At 34.7% G+C, this 18,209-nt stretch carries 17 protein-coding genes and 1 riboswitch; of the genes, 7 read left to right on the forward strand and 10 right to left on the reverse strand.

Features of this window, described 5'->3' with window-relative positions:
• Window positions 1-130: 130 nt before the first annotated feature.
• Entirely contained in the window at window positions 131-1,831 is a 1,701-nt protein-coding gene (locus ACSBPO_RS20385; RefSeq protein WP_442596549.1) for a methyl-accepting chemotaxis protein, read from the reverse strand.
• 213 nt (window positions 1,832-2,044) lie between these two features.
• Between ACSBPO_RS20385 and ACSBPO_RS20390 the strand changes: the two genes are divergently transcribed.
• A complete protein-coding gene (locus tag ACSBPO_RS20390) occupies window positions 2,045-2,983 on the forward strand; it encodes an ImmA/IrrE family metallo-endopeptidase (RefSeq protein ID WP_442596551.1) in 939 nt (312 codons plus the stop codon).
• Window positions 2,980-3,333, forward strand: a complete 354-nt coding sequence (locus tag ACSBPO_RS20395) for a helix-turn-helix domain-containing protein (RefSeq protein ID WP_442596552.1) — start codon at window positions 2,980-2,982, stop codon at window positions 3,331-3,333. The genes ACSBPO_RS20390 and ACSBPO_RS20395 overlap by 4 nt, the downstream gene beginning before the upstream one ends.
• Before the next feature lie 574 nt (window positions 3,334-3,907).
• On the opposite strand, the gene ACSBPO_RS20400 is transcribed toward ACSBPO_RS20395, so the two are convergent.
• The 4 genes from ACSBPO_RS20400 to ACSBPO_RS20415 form a co-directional block, all read right to left on the reverse strand.
• On the reverse strand, window positions 3,908-4,582 hold the full coding sequence (locus ACSBPO_RS20400; protein ID WP_442596553.1) for a hypothetical protein: 675 nt from the start codon (window positions 4,580-4,582) through the stop codon (window positions 3,908-3,910).
• 187 nt (window positions 4,583-4,769) lie between these two features.
• Window positions 4,770-4,916 (reverse strand): hypothetical protein, encoded by a 147-nt coding sequence (locus ACSBPO_RS20405; RefSeq protein ID WP_442596554.1) that lies wholly within the window; start codon window positions 4,914-4,916, stop codon window positions 4,770-4,772.
• 478 nt (window positions 4,917-5,394) lie between these two features.
• The gene (locus tag ACSBPO_RS20410; protein WP_442596555.1) at window positions 5,395-5,892 is read right to left on the reverse strand and encodes a hypothetical protein; all 498 of its coding nucleotides are present in this window, start codon (window positions 5,890-5,892) and stop codon (window positions 5,395-5,397) included.
• A gap of 27 nt (window positions 5,893-5,919) precedes the next feature.
• Window positions 5,920-6,003, reverse strand: a riboswitch (cyclic di-GMP riboswitch).
• 676 nt (window positions 6,004-6,679) lie between these two features.
• Window positions 6,680-7,522, reverse strand: coding sequence for an aldo/keto reductase (locus ACSBPO_RS20415; RefSeq protein WP_442596557.1), 843 nt, complete (start codon window positions 7,520-7,522; stop codon window positions 6,680-6,682).
• Window positions 7,523-7,834: 312 nt separating this feature from the next.
• Here ACSBPO_RS20415 and ACSBPO_RS20420 point away from each other — a divergent pair, with 312 nt between their 5' ends.
• Window positions 7,835-8,179 (forward strand): hypothetical protein, encoded by a 345-nt coding sequence (locus ACSBPO_RS20420; protein ID WP_442596559.1) that lies wholly within the window; start codon window positions 7,835-7,837, stop codon window positions 8,177-8,179.
• Between the two features lie 223 nt (window positions 8,180-8,402).
• On the opposite strand, the gene ACSBPO_RS20425 is transcribed toward ACSBPO_RS20420, so the two are convergent.
• Window positions 8,403-9,320, reverse strand: a complete 918-nt coding sequence (locus tag ACSBPO_RS20425; protein WP_442596561.1) for an alpha/beta hydrolase — start codon at window positions 9,318-9,320, stop codon at window positions 8,403-8,405.
• Between the two features lie 192 nt (window positions 9,321-9,512).
• Here ACSBPO_RS20425 and ACSBPO_RS20430 point away from each other — a divergent pair, with 192 nt between their 5' ends.
• Together ACSBPO_RS20430 and ACSBPO_RS20435 are read left to right on the forward strand one after the other, a co-directional pair.
• Window positions 9,513-10,001 carry a hypothetical protein gene (locus ACSBPO_RS20430; protein ID WP_442596563.1) on the forward strand — a complete coding sequence of 163 codons (489 nt, stop codon included), beginning with the start codon at window positions 9,513-9,515 and terminating at the stop codon, window positions 9,999-10,001.
• Window positions 9,979-10,503 (forward strand): hypothetical protein, encoded by a 525-nt coding sequence (locus tag ACSBPO_RS20435; RefSeq protein WP_442596565.1) that lies wholly within the window; start codon window positions 9,979-9,981, stop codon window positions 10,501-10,503. Before ACSBPO_RS20430 ends, ACSBPO_RS20435 begins: the two co-directional genes overlap by 23 nt.
• Before the next feature lie 15 nt (window positions 10,504-10,518).
• Here ACSBPO_RS20435 and ACSBPO_RS20440 read toward each other — a convergent pair whose 3' ends face one another.
• The 3 genes from ACSBPO_RS20440 to ACSBPO_RS20450 all read right to left on the reverse strand — a co-directional run bounded on the left by ACSBPO_RS20440 (window position 10,519) and on the right by ACSBPO_RS20450 (window position 14,027).
• Window positions 10,519-11,457: an ABC transporter permease gene (locus ACSBPO_RS20440; protein WP_442600419.1), complete on the reverse strand. Its 939-nt coding sequence runs from the start codon at window positions 11,455-11,457 to the stop codon at window positions 10,519-10,521.
• A 1-nt stretch (window position 11,458) separates the two neighbouring features.
• Window positions 11,459-12,364 (reverse strand): ABC transporter ATP-binding protein, encoded by a 906-nt coding sequence (locus ACSBPO_RS20445; protein ID WP_442596567.1) that lies wholly within the window; start codon window positions 12,362-12,364, stop codon window positions 11,459-11,461.
• Window positions 12,365-12,776: 412 nt separating this feature from the next.
• The gene (locus tag ACSBPO_RS20450; protein WP_442596569.1) at window positions 12,777-14,027 is read right to left on the reverse strand and encodes an outer membrane protein assembly factor BamB family protein; all 1,251 of its coding nucleotides are present in this window, start codon (window positions 14,025-14,027) and stop codon (window positions 12,777-12,779) included.
• 135 nt (window positions 14,028-14,162) lie between these two features.
• On the opposite strand from ACSBPO_RS20450, the gene ACSBPO_RS20455 reads away from it, so the two are divergent.
• Window positions 14,163-15,791, forward strand: a complete 1,629-nt coding sequence (locus tag ACSBPO_RS20455; RefSeq protein ID WP_442596571.1) for a stalk domain-containing protein — start codon at window positions 14,163-14,165, stop codon at window positions 15,789-15,791.
• Window positions 15,792-15,906: 115 nt separating this feature from the next.
• On the opposite strand, the gene ACSBPO_RS20460 is transcribed toward ACSBPO_RS20455, so the two are convergent.
• A complete protein-coding gene (locus ACSBPO_RS20460) occupies window positions 15,907-16,575 on the reverse strand; it encodes a C40 family peptidase (protein ID WP_442596573.1) in 669 nt (222 codons plus the stop codon).
• Window positions 16,576-16,887: 312 nt separating this feature from the next.
• Between ACSBPO_RS20460 and ACSBPO_RS20465 the strand changes: the two genes are divergently transcribed.
• Window positions 16,888-17,913: an S-layer homology domain-containing protein gene (locus ACSBPO_RS20465; RefSeq protein ID WP_442596575.1), complete on the forward strand. Its 1,026-nt coding sequence runs from the start codon at window positions 16,888-16,890 to the stop codon at window positions 17,911-17,913.
• The last annotated feature ends 296 nt before the right edge of the window (window positions 17,914-18,209 follow it).

Consider the following 18,209-nt stretch of genomic DNA (forward strand, 5'->3'; position numbering starts at 1 on the left):
CCCGCTTTATATTAGTACATCAATTATACGACAAAAAAGTACCCCTTTCTTCAAAAAAATTTGAAGGAAGGGGTACTTTTAAAATATTTGAGAGACTTTTTCAGTGCCCTCGTATATATCCTTGTCTTTTTTACATCTTAAATTGATTCGATAGGTCTTCCATTTCATTCGCGAGATGGACAAGCATTTGAATAGAGGATGAAATTTCCTCCATTGAAGCTGTTTGGTGTTCAGAAGATGCGGCTACTTGTTGCATTTGTGAGGATATCTCTCTAGAAATCGTTGTGATATCAAAGATTTGTTGATTGGCAACATCAATTTCTTGCTGAATATGGACAATCGTCGAGTGTATATCGGTAACCTCTTCACTGACTTTTTGAGTAGACTCTTTAATTTCATGAAACGAAGTGCCAGCGGTTTGTACTTTTTCAAGTCCAACCTCAACGGTATTTTTTCCAACTTCCGTAAGCTCTACTGCTTCGATTGTTTTATTTTCCATTTCATTAATGATTTGATTGATGTTGGTAATACTTTTCGAAGTCTCTTCTGCTAATTTACGAATTTCCTCAGCGACAACCGCAAAGCCTTTTCCATGTTCCCCTGCCCTTGCACTTTCAATGGAAGCATTTAGGGCTAACAAATTGGTTTGCTTGGAGATGTTCATGATGATCGCTAATATTTCATGAACTTTATTCGATTTTTCTTTTAATTCCATCATGGAATGAAAGATGTCTGTTGTACTAGACTGAATCTGATTCATTTGTTTCACGGACTCTTGGATTAAATCATTACCGTATAATGCCTTTGAAGATACTTCATTGGAATCTTTAGCGGTTTCTTGGATTTTTTCGGTCATCCGTTTCATCTGCTCGGTAATCTGTTGGAACACCAGTACGATTTTCTCTGCATCATTGGCTTGGTGATTCGCCGATTCAGCCACGCTTTTAAAAGTGGTAGAAACTTCTTCAACAATATGTGTAACTTCTGAGGTGTTAACCGAAAGTTCTTCGGTCGATGCAGCTAATTCTTTGGATGTTGAGGATGTCTGTAAAAGAGCCTGTTTCAATTTTTCTACCATTAAATTGAAGTTTTCATGAAGCAGCAGAATTTCACCAGAGGCTTTTAACCTTTGCGGTTTAAGAGAAAGATCTCCCTCAGCAATTTGTTGTGTATATTGTGTTAACTCTCTTAATGGTAAGATGGTTTTGCGAACATAAAGAATGATAAGGGTTCCAGCTAATAACAAAGAAATAATTCCTACAATGATGGTAGAGGAAACCATACTCCATGTTCTTTCTGTTAAAATCTCCGCATTAAAATCAATCGCACTGATTGCAATGATTTCCCCATTAGAATGATGCTCCTTAAAAATAGGGGCATAGCCTGTTAAACGTTTCATTCCGCCAAACGTATAAACCTTCGAGAAAACAGGCTTCTTTTCATCCATTAATGTTTTTAAAATATCTGGATCCACTTGAAAAGAATCTCCCGCTTTTATTCCTTGCTTTTGCAACGATTCATCGGCTACAAGTACTTTCCCTTCTAATGATAATAAATACTGATTTTCAAAAATGGGTTTATGTTCAATGGTCCAATTAATCTTTCTTCCTAATTCCTCCGCTTTTGTTGGGGAAAGACTTTGTAGGCTATCAATATCTTCCTTCGTTAACAATCCGGTCGTAATGTTCGCACAGCCAATAAGCTCTAACCCCGCTGCTTCTTTTACCTTGTTATACGTCATCTGATAGTTAGCAAATGAAATAACAGTTAAACTAATAAGCGTTACAATGATAACAAGCCATGATAATTTAGTAATAATCGATTTTTTCAAAGGCATCCACTCCTGTATTGAGTCAAATATTCCGGGAACTAGGACAAAAGTCACGCTTATTCTATTTACCATATAATCGAAAAAATCCGCTTTTGAATATGACAAATATCACAGGATAGAAAAATTCTAACTTTATTCTGAAAATAAAAACATGTTGGGAAGGTATGTAGTATAATAGGTCTACATATTGACATTAAAGAAGGAGAGTAGCGAATGAGGATATCAAATCTAAAGAATCCAGCCCTTTTATTACCATTAGTAGCTATCTTTTTAATGTTCAAGTATATGAATATACCAGCAACCATTTCTGAATTTAACGGAGAATTAGCCTTATTTTTATGTTTCATTGCATTACTCGAGAGAATTCTCATCAAGTTTTATACCCCATTATGGTTTTCCTTTTTTATTGTCGTATTGGGTTTACTCATCTTTGATGAAAATTCAATTTTTTACAGTTTGTTTTACTTTGCAACAGGGTTAATTTTCAACACGATTAAGAATAAAGGCAAAAATATCACCAATCTCCTCCCGGCTACCTCCATTGGAATTATTGGAATCATTATAGGGAACGAGTATTATGGTCATTTTGCCTATCAAACCTTTTTCTACAGATATATGACTTTTATTTTTTTACTAATCTTAAGCCTATTTTTAACGAAGCTATATTCTTATTTAGAGTATCGGAAATCTAGTTCTTTTTTCATTAGTATGTTCCTACCTATTTTATTTAAAGTATTGGTCATTTTTCCTGTTCTATCACTCTATCATTACTTCAACTTTTTTATCATTACCTTGATGCTAACGATTTATCTGTCGTTTCTAAACTTTTGTCGAGGTAAGCTGTTATCGATTTCCGATCATCATGTTCAAAACTTAATTGACAGCATTAAGCAAAAGCATCAGCTCGATATCTTTTTTATGGAGCTTGGGTCGATCAAAGGGGTTTACTATCCGAAAAAGAAAATCATTGCCATTGATGAAAAGCTTGATTACCCGGAACAATTACAAACGATTATTCATGAGTATCTTCATCATCTTCTTAATAAAAAACTAAAATACAAATTTTTAATAGAAGAATTTTTCGTCATGATTTTAGAAGGTATCGTCAGTTGGATATTCATTTTACAGGTAAAGAAAGGAGCAAATCTATGAGTAATTTCTTAGGTGAAGAGCTAAGGCGTTTAAGAATGGAACGCGGTATGAGCCTAGAGCAGGCTGCTAACGAAATTGGCATCACGAAACAATATTTAAGCATGGTCGAAAATGGCCATCGAAAATCCGTTTCATTCGATATTATGACAAACATAGCAAGATGCTATCAAATTCCATTGGATTACTTATCCAATTTCTCCGAAACAGATGGTCCAGTTACGCCTTTATCGGAAAAAGAACTTGAACTCTGGAGTATTATCAACAATCAAGTGAAAGAGGAAGTTTATTTTAAAAAGGGAAATTCCATCAAAAGCCTGTTTCAATTTTTTCAGGGGAATGGGAAGAAATAGTTAGAGAATGGAGCTCACTTTGGTGGGTTCTTTTTTTGCTTAATTAAAAAAAGGGCTAGCACCTTAGTGTAAGTAGTTCCGTTTTGGAGTACAAAATAAGAAAAAACAATACTTTTAGCATACGAATTCGCAACACATTTCGTATGCTATTTTTTGTTGATATAATAACGTTTTATTCAATTTTAATGGTGTTTTCACACCATAATTCACATACCTTTTCAAAACACTGAAATAAATATTGTGGTCTTGCGATTTATATAGCGATTTCACATGCGGAATGGCAGCAAAAAACCATAACGAATTTTTATCCATTATGGTTAATTCATTCTCTTATAGTGATTAAATTCATAATAAGTTCACTGTTTTAAAAGTGACTTTTTCTTCAACTAAAGCCTTACGTTACTTCCTTATGGATTTAAGCTACTATTAAAGCTGGTTTAGTTAAAGTTCAGTATTTTGCAGTCTGGTAAAAATCAATATTTGTGAGAAATAACATAGTTCAAAAAAGTTGATGGAAATAATAACGATTATTTGAAACTGTGGGTAATACAGAAGGAACAACTAGCCATTAATTCTATTCCTGATTAAACATTTCCAATTGATAATGCTCGATTAATTGATTAATCGAAAGATCAGGATCGTAAGGGAACATACCTCGTACATCACATTCATAGATACTGTAAGTATTCTTAGTAGTTTTAATATATAATCTTGGCAACTTTTTTTCTGGGTCAATAACAAGCAGAATATTATTGGTAACAATTTTGTTGGTATCGTTTCTAACTGTTAATGGTATTTCAACACTTTCCGAAAAAACAATATTTAAAAAATAGTTATTTACATTAAGATCATGTACGTTTCCAAGATAACTGCTAATACTACTATCGGTATCCTGTATTTCACCATTCTTATTATAGGCAAAATAGGTAGAAATGTGTTCTGCGAATACTAAGGCGTGAAGTATTGGGAGTTTATCACCGTTTGCATGGTTTGATGAAAAATTGCTGGTTAACAATTTAACTGCTATAGCATTTGAATCTATATCTGCATCGGTGAGCTTGTTCAGATTTACCAACTCTTCATTGAGTTCTAGATTTTGATTTTCAATACTATTTAATTTTTCATTCGAATAAATTAATTCTTTTTTTACTGACTCTAGTTCTTTTTGAGTATCTGCTAATTCATTTTTTGAAGTGCATCCTGATAACAGTAATATAAATAAAAATAAGACCACATTTCTGTATTTCATTTTATCCCATCCAATTCTTTAATCTACCAAATTTTGATTTCATTGAAAAAGCCATAGTTCATTTAGGATTCACATTATTTAACTATTTGAACCTTAACAGTCTTAACTCTATGAGGATCACTCTCATTTATTCCATCCTCCAACCAAACATTAACTTCTAATGGAGTGTGATAATCGTCCCAATTTTTTATTTTAGATAAATTAACTCAAATGAGTCCATTTCTTTATCATCGACTAAAATTTCTTTGTTTTCTTTATTCACATCAATTATTACGCCGTGATTGTCAACAGAATTTTGATTTAAACCATCTTGGCATCCAAGTAAAATAAACATAGCAACAAAAAAACTCCAATAAATTTCGGTTTAAGCAAAATAATCCTCTCATATAATCAGCCAGAATTATTCGAAACATTGAATAAGAACAATTTTGTACAGGTGGCGCTGCAACCGTCCCATATTTAACATAAGTTCTTCTTCGTAAAATTCATTATAAAACAAATTGCAACCCATCTTTAGGGCTAGATTTTACCTTGCCCTTTATTAAAAACGTGCTAATGAGTATATTCAACATTAATAGAAATTTCCCTTCTTATGGAAGTAAACTGCCCCGTTAGTTGAAGAAGCTCTGTTTATAGAATAACATTTTTACAGAATAATCTTATAAAAATGGACATCTACGAAAAGCCTGCGATTTTAACAGTGAATATATCAGTGAATACATAGTAAAAAAGCAGTCCGTTTTGGACTGCTTTTTCTATTTTTGTACTCCAAAACGGAACTACTTAACCTTAGTGCTAACCCTTTTTTAAAACTATTGGAGCGCAACATCATTAACATATAAAGTACTTTGGGAAGAAACAAGTTCAACACTTGTTACGGTATGGTCTGATTCACCTGGGAATTCGTCACCAATGGCTGGAATTACACCTTCTGAAGTTGTATTAGTGAAACCATTTAAATTAAATCCTGTATACTGCTTCGCTTTTCTTGCATCATATAGAACATCACTGTTTACCGAAGAAGATCTTTTATGTTCAACTATATGGGTTTTTTCCCCTTTTGTTCCTTCACCAGTTATGAATTGTACCGTAACTTCATATGTTTCAACAGTCTCATAAGTAAATTTCAAACTCTCAGCTTGATTTTGCATTTGAGCATTATTTAACCCTAGAGCTGTCTGAACATCACCTTTCCCAACAAATCCTGTACCTGTATCACCGTCAATTGTCACTGATGCAAATGCTGAACTTGCCATGATTCCAAGAGCTAATGCTCCTGCTGCTACACTTGAAAAAATTGTCTTTTTCATTTCGAATCTCTCCTCTTAATAAATAGTTTATAAGAGGGCCGGTTACACTACTAGCTCCATATAGCCAAAGTGTCCAATTAAAGGCTATATTTCATAGCTTCCCTAGGTGGAACTTCAAATAAAGTTCCTCATCACCAGAATTATCTGGCTCCTAAAGTAATTTTCAATATTAACTGTAGTTGACATATATTCTGTGGCCACTTCATATATTTGTCATTTGTACCTGTAAGTCTTATTATAGGGTAAACTACTGTTTACAGGTATAAATACCTATCGACACTTTTCGGGAAAATTACTTTTTTCTAATAAATTTTATAAAAAGGGAGGGTTGTTTTCGATTAAGCATTTCAGTTATCGAATCCAAAATTGGTTTCTCCAATAAGGGTTATGCTCATTATAGAAGTTATGGAAAAAGTGACTAAGTAAGGTGGAATTTTGTCGAGAAAAAATCAAATGGTAAAGAAGAATTTTCATGTAAAGGACTCACATTCCGTTATTTGTGCAAAAAACGCCATTTTAGAAGGACTAAAGGACTCGCATTCCGTTATTCCATAAAGAGCAACCTTTTTTCGCGCTATTTTTGATAATAAAGGATTCTGTGTCCTCTAACATTACAGAATTCATACTTTTTAGGAAAATAAGGGATCCTGTGTCCGCTAAAAAACCATCTACAAAAAAACATACTAAAAAAAGCTTGGATTATAGTTAATCCAAGCTTTTTTCATGCTAACAGTTTATGATTTTTCTTGTTAGTTACTTTTGAACTTATTAAATGCGGGTTTACTTTTTAGCTTTCAAAGCCATTATTCATCACATCTGGGTCCGGTCCTACACGCTCATCCTTGTTCAGTCCATCAATCTTAGCCATATCTTCAGCTGATAGCTCAAAATCAAAGATATTCGCATTTTCGATAATGCGTTGTTCTTTAATAGATTTCGGAATGGTAACCACTTTAGTTTGCAGATCCCAACGAAGGATCACTTGAGCGGTAGATTTGCCGTATTTTTCGGCAATTTCCATTAAGGTCGGATCATTTAAAAGCTGACCTTGCTTCAATGGTGACCACGCTTCAAGTTGTATCCCTTCTTTTTGGCAATACGCTAAAAGATCCTTTTGTGTTAAGTGTGGATGGTATTCTACTTGATTGACCATTGGCTTAATCTCAGCATCACTGATTAAATCTTCTAAATGGTGTACTTTGAAATTACTTACCCCAATCGCACGCACGCGGCCGTCTTTATAAAGTTTTTCAAGCGCCTTCCACGTTTCTTTATATTTAGTTTTTCCAGGCCAATGGATTAAATATAAATCTAAATAATCTAAACCAAGTTTTTCTAAGCTTGTTTCAAAAGCTTGAAGTGTCGATTCATACCCTTGGTCAGAGTTCCAAACCTTAGTTGTAATAAACAATTCCTCACGGGAAACTCCTGATTCTTTAATAGCCTGTCCAACGCCTTCTTCATTTTGATAAATCGCTGCTGTATCAATGCTCTTATAACCATTTTTAATCGCAGCTTTCACCGATTCAATGACTTCAGAACCTTCTTGTACTTTAAATACACCTAAACCAAACCATGGCATTTTCACACCATTATGTAACGTTGTTGAATCTTGCAAGCTTGTTGGCATTTGGTTTCCTCCTTAAATATGAATTACCTCCTATTTATAACACCTGAATTTATCACAAATCAAATAATCGAAACTTACTCAATCGTTGATTTTTAAAAATTTCAGTCCCCTCTTAGGCTTTCGTACATATGATAAATGAGAAAGGCTCTTTTCTGAAACATTGTTGCTATTTGTAACTAATAATTAACATTTCACAATATAGGGTGTTAAACACTTATGAAAATGAAGAAAAGAGCTGAGCTCTTATTAAGAGAGCCTTAAAACCACAAACTATCCGAAAACAGCTGAAAAAAGAAAGGGAGGATGATCAAAATGAATCAATTTATGAGACCACCACATGGTGGAGGCGGACATGGACATGGAGGTCACGGAGGTGGACATGGCGGTGGCTGGGGCCATCACGGAGGAAGCTGGGGACATGGCGGTGGCTGGGGCCATCATGGTGGCGGCTGGGGACACGGCGGTTATGGTGGTTACGGCGGCGGCTGGGGCTACGGCGGTGGACTCGGAGGACTTGCAACAGGATTAGCATTAGGAACAGTAGCTGGAATGGCTGCTTCACCTGGATATGCCTATCCATACCCGGTGCCATATGCTCCATACGGAGGGTATGGAGGTTACGGTGGTTTTCCAGGCGGCTATCCATATCCTTATTAAATTACCTAAGCCATCCAGGGTGCTGGATGGCTTTTCTGGTATTTTCTCTTAAACCTATTCCATTCGGACAAAATTTGGTGTTTATTGGACAACTTTTTCTACTTATCGGACAGATGCCGACGTTTTTCGGACACCATTTATAATATTTCGGACACTGGAACCAATTCTGAAAATTCAATTTTACCAAATACCCAAATAGGTATCATGACAAGCACCCAATTAATCACTTTGCATTCATCAACCAAACAAAGGCTTCAGGAAATCGTTGCTGCCATGATTCTTTTCGGTGAATTCCGTTGGGGTCAATGACCATTTTCATCTGACTGTCTTGGAATCCAACATTTATGAGAAGTTCTTTCATTTCTTTAACATCTTCGTCTGCATTAATAAATTCTTCTTCTTTCTCACCAGAGTCTAGATAAATGATCATGTCCTGTTTCTTCTTTTCTTTATTAATAAACTGGACATAGGAAGCTTTATTAAAACCAATGATCGGTGAAAAGGCAGCTACTTTTCCAAATACATCCTGATATTTTACAGCAGCATATAAAGAAATATAACCACCCATGGAAGCGCCAGCAATCAACGTATTTTCTCGATCCTTCAGTGTGCGGAAATGGTCATCGATGTAGGGTTTTAACTCTTTCACAATAAAATCAACGTATAAGTCGCCTTCCCCGCCGTCACCTGCTCCATTTTTCCAAGGAGCATATTCATCAAATCTTGTTTCAGGGTCACTTTCGATTCCGACTACGATCGTTTCCTCTGCCTGGTTACGTTTAAAAATATCTTTTAGCGCTTCATCAACCTTCCACTCCGTATCAGCTGACTTGAAAATACTTTGGCCATCTTGCATATAAAGAACCGGATATTCTTTATCGAATGCCTGATAGCTCGGAGGAAAGTAAATCCAGATATTACGCTCACGATTTAAGCTTTTTATCTTAAATTTCGGGAGCACCTTAATATCCCCGGTTAAAGCCTTTTCATTAGCAACCAAAAGCTTCGATCCCTCAACTAACTCTATTTCTTGTTCTTTCTCTGAATCTGTTAATTTAGATTCTTCCTTTTTCGTAACCTTTTCACTGTTGCAGCCAACTAGCAGTAGAAAAAGAAGACCTAATATCCATATCCTCTTCAATACTTTTCTCCCCCAAACTCTCTAATTTCACTCATCCATTTCGGAGCATCTCCTACAAAAAGTGGTTTGTATTATTTTACCATTTTAAAGACCGATTTTTTATAAATTTAGGATTAAAAGGAAATAGTAGACGATATAGGAAAATCTATAAACGATGTTTCTTATAAGCCGTTCATTAGGGAAGGAAAACACATGAAAATCTCTCTTTTTATTGATTTTATCATTTTCATTTCTATCTTGTTTCTATTGAAAAAGAAGCATTTCCATATCGTGCAATATCTATTTGTTTTTCTTACTCTTGTTTTTATTTACTCATCTTTCATTTCGATCATTGTTGATAATTTAGAACTATGGAAAGTCAAAGAAAAAGTGACTGCCTATGTCCCATTTCGTATGGCTGAAATCATTTTATTTCCGATGTTAACCTTGTGGTTTATTGAATTGTTTTATTTTAGTAAAAACAAACTATACCAATGTTTCATCTTCCTATCATTCATTTTTCTCCCTATTTTCTTTGAAAAATGGTTAATTTATTTAAAAATTATTGATTTTATAAAATGGGATGTATTTCAAACCATGATCGTTTGGTTTTTCTTCTATCTGATAGCTCTCTTGATTCATTTGATAATAGGCAAGCTACTTGCAAAGGAGGGATATTTTGACGATTCTTCCGCTACCTGAAAAATTTGACGAAAATGAATGGATGCTGATTGGAACACTTATTTTCGGGGTGTTACTATACTTATTTTTACCGAAAAGATTTCCGCATTCTTTGTCATTCCTAGTTATGATTTTTTCATCTTTTTATTCCAGAACATTTGATCATATCCTAGCATCGCCATTTATGGATTTATACGATGTGATGGATTCTCCTAAATATGAGTTCTTTGGTGTTCTTACTTATTTTATGTATGCACCTTTTGCCTATCTTTTCATCTATATTTATGACCGTTTGAACATAAATGGGATTTATACTGCTCTATACATCTTAGGATTCTCGCTTTTTGGAGTTGGTTTTGAATGGATCGCATACAAATTACATATTTTCACTTATAAAAAATGGAATCTTTATTATTCTTTCACGGTATATCTACTTGTTCAGTATTGTACAATCTTGTTTTTTCAGTATGTAAAAAAGAAATATCCTTTGCCTAATTCAAGTGAAAAAAAGGATGGTGCCTGAACACCATCCTTTTGTTTATGCCGCTACATCTCTCTTTTTAAAAATAAACCAAGTCAACCCATTAAACACAATAAAATAAACAATTAGCATCACAACCGAGAAGGTCATGGTCATCCCTTCGACAAATGGAACGCCATCGATATAGCGTGTTAAATCCACATTAGCAAATAAAATATACTTTGCCCAATCAAACTTGGTTGCTAAAATACCAGTCACTTGTACACCGGTGAACATGAGGAAAATCGCTAGTCCAATCGATAACGAACTGCTTCTAAAAATGGTCGAGATCATAAACGCAAACGTGACCATCATTAACAGATTCACACAAGCTAATCCATAAACCTGAATCGCATGTATAAACATATTCGACTCGACCACCTTACCAGCCTGGTACGATAAATGCGGATTACTTAAAGTATCAAAACCAAACAATGCTCCACCAACGATAAAGGATAAAACAAATAAAATTAACAGCAGTATTAACGCAAAAATAAAAGTTGCGATATATTTCGAGAATAAGATTTTCGCTCGATTAACTGGTCGAATCAGCAAAAGCTTAATCGTTCCCCAAGAAAACTCAGAAGCCACACTTCCTCCAGCAATAATAATCGTAAAAAGGGTAACAACACCCACAATAGCCGCATCATCAACAACATTTTCCCAGGCTCCATGGCCAAACGGATCTAAATCATGTTCAATACGATACTGGTTAATGGCGATATCCTTCTTAATGGTTTCCACCATCATTTTAGGGACATGACCATCTTTCAACGATTGCTCCATTTGTTGGGTCTGCTGTTGTAAAGATGTTTTCCAATTTGCTTGGTCGTCCTTAGAGGTCACTTTTTCAATAATCCCACCAGCGATGACAATCACCATCAGTAACGCAATCATAGTCCACGTTCCGATACGCCTAAATATTTTCATATTTTCATTTTGAATTAATGCCCACATGCTAGACAATTTGCTCACCTCCTGTTATTTCTAAAAATTTATCTTCAAGAGATTTCTCTTTTGTTTCAATGCCAAAAATTTTGATATCCTTCTCTACTAATTTAGCGACAACGGCAGGAATATCTTCTTTTTCAAGGGTTAGTTCAATTTGAACCCCAGAAAGAACCTCCCCTGCACTAAGCAAGTCTTGAACCATAGAAGCACTGTCTACTGTAAAAACAACCTTCCGCATTTCTTTATCATGTGTAAAGCCCTTCACACTTTGAACATCAATTAGTTTTCCATTCTGGAGAATCCCAATCCGGTCACACATGAGTTCCATTTCAGACAACAAGTGACTGGATACAAAAACCGCTAATCCTTCCTCTTTTGCTAGTTTTCGCAAGTAATCACGGATTTCACGAATCCCAGCTGGATCTAGTCCATTTGTCGGTTCATCCAAGATTAGTAGAGATGGTCGATGCAGTAAAGCTTGGGCTAGCCCAAGACGTTGACGCATTCCTAATGAATAGGTTTTTACCTTATCATGAATCCGATTTTCCAAACCAACTAATTTAACCACCTCTTGAATACGTTCCTGACTAATCCCCTTCATCATCCGGCTATAGTGCACCAAATTTTGATAGCCTGTTAGAAATTTATATAACTCCGGATTCTCGACAATGGCTCCCACATGGCGGACTGCACTCTCAAAATCCTTGGAAACACTTTTTCCATTTATGAGTACTTGCCCTTCTGTAATCGACATTAAGCCGACAATCATCCGAATCGTCGTTGTTTTCCCTGCTCCATTCGGTCCGAGAAAACCGAATACCTCACCTTTATAGACATCCAACGTTAAGTCGTGAATAATCGTTTTTTTCCCGATTCTTTTTTTCAGATTCGAGATTTGCAATACCGTTTCCATGAATAACCTCCTATTTAACTCACTAGTTTCCTCTATTATCCTAAAAGAACACCAAACCCGCATTGGGACCGAGAAGTATATGTAATTAGGGCTCAGGTCTTAGTTTTTAAAAAACAACCTCACCTTGAAAATACTAACTTAATAGGAATTAATTATAAATATTAAAGAAGACTGCCGATATTATCGACAGTCCATCTAGTATTATTTCCCAATAAACTCCTGAGTCCAATAGTTCCCGTCTGCTACATAGCCAATCCCGATAAAAAGATGGTGTCTACTTTGGAATTCTATCATTTTTTTGAATTCCTTCCATATTTTATAATAGAAAGAGGGCTTGACAGCTTTTTCATTTACCAAGGTTTTTGACAATTATTTCAGTATATTATCAAAATTTACAGAGACTTTAAAAACACTACTTCAAAAAATAATAACTGGTCTTCCCTGTTCTAGAGGTTTCTTCTATTATCGGCTGGATGTTTTTTGTAAATACTCGAGAAACCGGATATTCATTAGTAGCGAAAGAATAACTACCTAAATTCGTACTATAGAGTAAGGCACCTGTTCTTTTATTAAATCCAAAAATTCGATTATCAATCGCTACTAAATTATTGTGTAATTGAATGACTTCCGATTCGTCCGTTCGACTAATGAAAAAGACATTGTTCCCCGAAGTCACAACACCTTGTGAATCATATCCCTTATATTTATAGGTCCAAAGGACTTTACCTTTTTCGTTTATCGTATAGAGTCTTCCTACATCACCCTCGTATTCATAGGTGGATAGAAAGATAAGGTCATCATCTACTAATAGGTTAACGTCAAAACCATCATATGGTTGAGACCATAATAAACGAAATTCTGGATCATAGGCTCTTAAAACGTCTTGGTTCGAATCAGTGAAAAAGGTTAAATAAATATACCCTTTTGGTGAAAAAACAGCTTGGCCATCAATATTGTCATCCTTCAAAAGCAGGGTTTTGTTTCCTTTTGCATCAAAAGAAAATAATCCTTCATTATTATCCGTTACATAAATTTTTCCTTTATAAAGTAAAGGGGGCCGATTCGCGACACCCAACCCTTTTGTCCAAAGAATTTTCCCTGTTTTCACTGATACAGCAACCATTCTAGAGTATAGTTTACCTGGTGTTGTTCCACCTTCATTGAGTCGATCATAGAAACGGTCCGTCACAAAATAGATAGCATCCCCATCGCGAATATATGTATAGGCGTCATTTACAACCGCTCCATTTAGACCTGAACGATAAATCGTTTTCCCTTGTGTATTTAATACAATAAGGGTAGAAGGTCCATTAATAGCCGTATTTTGATTATTTTCATATAGAAAAATAAGATTCCTTTCGACACCTAATAGACTTACACCTACATGAAAGTCCTTTTTCCATAAAGTCTTTCCAGCCTTCTTTGCAATAAGCTGATAGTACTGAGCATACCCAGTTCCTTTTGATTGAAAATAGACTTGAACGCCATTGTCAGTCTTATCATATTTCTGGTTCTCAGGGATAAAATATTCCTTTAATAACGGATGATTCTTGGGATTTGTAATCGATACTTTTTTAATTCCAGCAGCTGATGCCATTTGGGTTGTACCAATTAGGGTAAATAGCAGTATCATGATAGCCACTCTTTTAAGAAAATGATTCATTGTATTCCCGCCTTTATTCTTAGTATATTGATAATTTTTTCCAAAATTTATAATATAAATATACAATACTATCAAGAAATTATACAGCAAGTGAGATTTTATCGATTAGAAGATACGTTTAAGGAGGAAGTAGATTTGAAGTTTAGAAAGATACAATTTAGTTTTATTTTAATGGTAAGTTTATTTTTCATATGTTCCAGTATACCTACATTTGCCGAAGAGGATGTCCTATTAGGTTACGATGAAGGAAAGCAATCAAAAGCCTTTTTTAATGCGGATGGTTCCATTACGGTAAAGGGAATCACCAAGGATTCATCGATACAAATGGCCGTCATTAATGTTGAAAATCTGGATAATTCTGATGACAGTCAGAACTATGAAACAACCATTGGGTCAGATGGCCATTTTACCATCACGACAGCACCTTTACAGGGATTTACATACAGAATTTTGTATGTTGGTGGTGAAAATTATTTTTACGATGAGTATATGTTAGTTAGTAAGAAAATGGTGACAGCAGAACTTCTAGAAGAAAAAAAAACAAAAGTAGCCATTAAAAAGAAATGGAAGGAAATAAATCCTAAGCATAAAGGACAAATGTTTATGGAAGAGCCCTTGTTAAAAGCACCATATAAAGCTGGCAAGCTCAAAGCCTCTTTTTTAAATGATGCTTTAAACATGACAAACTTTGTAAGATATATAGCCAATATGAATTCGAATATAAAATTAAATAATAGTTTAGTAAATTCTGCCCAGCATAAGGCTGCATTACTAGAAGTGAGTTATGATTCTAATAGCCCACATAATCCACCTAAACCGAAAGATATGTCTGAAGAATTCTACGAAACTGCTAATCCCGGTTGGGAAAACCTACATTTTGGTCAGTTCTCCTTAGCAAATGCCGTAACAGGCTTTATGGATGATCCCGGTGAGCACAATTTGCAAAGAGCTGGGCATCGAACATCTATTTTATCACCTAATCTCACGAGTGTAGGATTCGGGTATTCTGGTTATTTTTCTTTAATGCATATGAGCTCCTCAGATCCTATAGAATTAGGATACCATTACGACTATATCGCTTGGCCAAGTAAAGGGAACTTTCCCATTTCTTTTGCAGAAGGGGCTAGTGTTTGGTCGTTAGCTTTAAATGAGAATAGATATGAAGAAATTGATAAGAAGAAAGTCAAACTAACCATTACAAATCAAAGAACGAAGAATAAGTGGGTTCTAACAAACCCTGTTGGTTATGTAAACAATGGCTATTTCTACGCTAATCCCTATTTACTAACTTTTAAACCAAATAACCTTGATTATCAAGAAGGAGATACTTTAACCGTTTTAGTAGAAGGAATTAGAAAAAGTGACGGTTCCCCATCATCTCTTACCTACGATGTTCATTTATTCGATTTGGATGAGATTACTGTGGTCATAGATAATCAAGAACAAAAATATATTCAACCTCCTGTTATTAGTGAAGGACGCACAATGGTTCCAATGCGCAGTATTTTTGAAGAACTTGGTGCAAAGGTCACATGGGAGAGTAAAACCAAATCCGTATATGCAAAAAAAGGGAACACTACTGTTACCTTAAAAATTGGTAGTAAAGTGGCATACGTTAATAAGAAACCCGTGAAATTAGATGCTGCACCTATTATTCTAAATAAGAAAACAACCATGGTTCCAGTTCGATTTATAAGTGATGCCTTAAATACCAAGTTCTCTTATGACCCAAAATATAAAGTAATCGAGATCTCAACAAAATAATGAGTAAAAAACAGCTTAATCATTAGTTTAAGCTGTTTTTTAAAGGCTTTATTATATCATTCTATTTTAAAAAGCCTAAGTTCAAGTCGATTGAACTTAGGCTTCTACTAGTATATTAAACTCTTTTTGCCCCAATAAAACGTTTTTTCCAATAAGAGTTATCAATACTTGTAATTGATACACCCTTTGATGTTGCGGAATGAATCATCTTGCCATTTCCTAAATAAATAGAAACATGTGTGGCTTTTGCACCTTTATACTCTGAATAGAAAAGTAAATCTCCAGGTTTTAAAGAGGAAACCTTGGTTCCTTCGTTTTGCATATCTGCAGCTGTTCGAGGTAAAGTGATTCCTGCCTTTTTAAAGGAATATCCTACAAAACCTGAACAATCAAAACCTTTCGTGCTTGTCCCACCAAATTTATACTTAACACCTAGAGTACTTTTAGCAGCAGAGATAACTTTCTTATGTACAGAATCTGTTTTTTTAGCACTCGTTTTAGCAGATAGGAATTGGGCACTTACATAGCCCTTATATTCACCAACTTTGACATGTGCCCAACCATTTGCCTCGGAATATACATAAACCTTTTTTCCCATTGGTATTTCCGTTACAATGGCACTAGTTTCAGATGCACTTTCTCTCACATTTAAGGTACCTGATTTTATATCAACATATTGTATTGTATTAGTATTAGTAGAATTAGTAGCTGCTTCACTCATTAATGGTGCAGCAAGAGCTATCGTAAATGAAAAAGATAGTACAGCTATTAGTTTTTTCAACATGATATCTTTCCCCCTGTTGTTACTCTCTAAACCTACTATAACGGATGAATATTACAAAAAAGGTCAATCTACATTACAGTTTTATTACAATTTTCTAAAAATATCGCCTTTTTTCGAGCAAATATGTTACAAACGCTGTCGAACCCTTGATATTAGTGGCCTTTTTATTTTTGTAATAGCAGCTTAAATCTATGACAAAAATGTGAAATTTATAGAGTTCATCTTTCTTTATTGAAATAAAAGTAGAGAGTGGTATAGTAAAAAATGGAAATACGAGTAAAATGAACTATACATTTTAAAAGGAGTAAGGATATGAAATTCAAAACGAGTTTATTCATTACAGGTGCTCTGGCATTAAGTCTCTTTAGCTTTGCAAGTAATGGGCACGCTGAAGATATTCAATTTAACGATGTAAAAAAAGAGAGTCCAATTTATGAAACCATAAGTTGGGCGGTTGAAAAGAATTTGGTAAAAGGATACCCAGATGGTACATTTAAACCGAATAATGTTCTGACAGAATCTCAATTTGCAGCCATTATGAGTAGATATTTTAACCCAACTATCGAGGAAGGATTAGATCCAACTCAATGGTCCAATGCTCATTATGACTATTTAAAAAAGAGCGGTGTGTTATTGCCCGGTCATACTGATATTTCTCATAAAAATAAAGTGTTTACTAGATTAGAACTCGCGAAGGCATTTTTTAAATCGAGAGGGTTAACCGGTTCTGATAAAGATGTAATCGATTGGATGTATGAAAATCATATTACAGCCGGTAAAGGTGTAAGTGAGGATAAATATATAGATTTTGGTGGCCAAGATGGATTAAAACGTGCCCATGTTAGTGCCTTTTTTGCCAAGATGGACCGTCTGAAGTTTAACATTATGGCTAGTGAAATAGGGAAAGATGAATTAAGAGGGGATGCTCTATTTAATGCGTTATTACCTTTATTTCAGGAGAAAGAATTTACACTAGAAAAATCATCGAATGGGGTTATCACTGCACGATCAAAAGCTATGGTGGAAGGAATGCCTTTTTCTCCACGTATAACCATTGAAAATACTGGTGATCAGTTATTTATAGGCAACTTAACTCCAACTTATCAACCATCTATCGAACTAGTTAGCCAAACACTGATTCAATTTGGGATAAAAGAAGATGTATCAACATTAATGAATGAAATATATAATTTCTCAACAAAGAAGGATCCTACTAAAAAATCCTTAACATATGGTTCTTACACGATTAACATGGAAATTATAACAACATTTAATGGATACACACAAAAAAATATGGATAACTTTGTTGCTTATATACAGAAAAAAGGCGGCTATTAAGATAGTGACAGCTTTATTAAATAGTCCAGTTATTGAAGAGAAGTCTGAATTTACAGGCATAAACTAAATAAATAAAGGCTCTTTTCTGAAACTTTGTTGCTTTTTCTAACTAATAAATAGGCATTTCACTATATAGGGTGTTGAAACTCATAGAAAATGAAGAAAAGAGCTAATCTCTTTTTAAGAGAGCCTGTAAAAATCCGGCTTTAGGGATTTTTACGAAAACCACAAACTATACGAAAACAGCCTAAATAAAAAACAAAAAGCTCAGAGATTATACGCTCTGAGCTTTTTGT

This window comes from Neobacillus sp. D3-1R, assembly GCF_052180215.1.
In the GTDB taxonomy this organism is placed as follows: domain Bacteria; phylum Bacillota; class Bacilli; order Bacillales; family Cytobacillaceae; genus Pseudoneobacillus.

What these genes read in the sequence shown, in the direction of transcription:
- ACSBPO_RS20390 (WP_442596551.1), top strand. Translation starts at nt 2,045, where the DNA reads ATGAGGATATCAAATCTAAAGAATCCAGCCCTTTTATTACCATTAGTA.
- ACSBPO_RS20395 (WP_442596552.1), top strand. Translation starts at nt 2,980, where the DNA reads ATGAGTAATTTCTTAGGTGAAGAGCTAAGGCGTTTAAGAATGGAACGC.
- ACSBPO_RS20400 (WP_442596553.1), bottom strand. Translation starts at nt 4,582, where the DNA reads ATGAAATACAGAAATGTGGTCTTATTTTTATTTATATTACTGTTATCA.
- ACSBPO_RS20405 (WP_442596554.1), bottom strand. Translation starts at nt 4,916, where the DNA reads ATGTTTATTTTACTTGGATGCCAAGATGGTTTAAATCAAAATTCTGTT.
- ACSBPO_RS20410 (WP_442596555.1), bottom strand. Translation starts at nt 5,892, where the DNA reads ATGAAAAAGACAATTTTTTCAAGTGTAGCAGCAGGAGCATTAGCTCTT.
- ACSBPO_RS20415 (WP_442596557.1), bottom strand. Translation starts at nt 7,522, where the DNA reads ATGCCAACAAGCTTGCAAGATTCAACAACGTTACATAATGGTGTGAAA.
- ACSBPO_RS20420 (WP_442596559.1), top strand. Translation starts at nt 7,835, where the DNA reads ATGAATCAATTTATGAGACCACCACATGGTGGAGGCGGACATGGACAT.
- ACSBPO_RS20430 (WP_442596563.1), top strand. Translation starts at nt 9,513, where the DNA reads ATGAAAATCTCTCTTTTTATTGATTTTATCATTTTCATTTCTATCTTG.
- ACSBPO_RS20440 (WP_442600419.1), bottom strand. Translation starts at nt 11,457, where the DNA reads ATGTGGGCATTAATTCAAAATGAAAATATGAAAATATTTAGGCGTATC.
- ACSBPO_RS20445 (WP_442596567.1), bottom strand. Translation starts at nt 12,364, where the DNA reads ATGGAAACGGTATTGCAAATCTCGAATCTGAAAAAAAGAATCGGGAAA.
- ACSBPO_RS20450 (WP_442596569.1), bottom strand. Translation starts at nt 14,027, where the DNA reads ATGAATCATTTTCTTAAAAGAGTGGCTATCATGATACTGCTATTTACC.
- ACSBPO_RS20460 (WP_442596573.1), bottom strand. Translation starts at nt 16,575, where the DNA reads ATGTTGAAAAAACTAATAGCTGTACTATCTTTTTCATTTACGATAGCT.
- ACSBPO_RS20465 (WP_442596575.1), top strand. Translation starts at nt 16,888, where the DNA reads ATGAAATTCAAAACGAGTTTATTCATTACAGGTGCTCTGGCATTAAGT.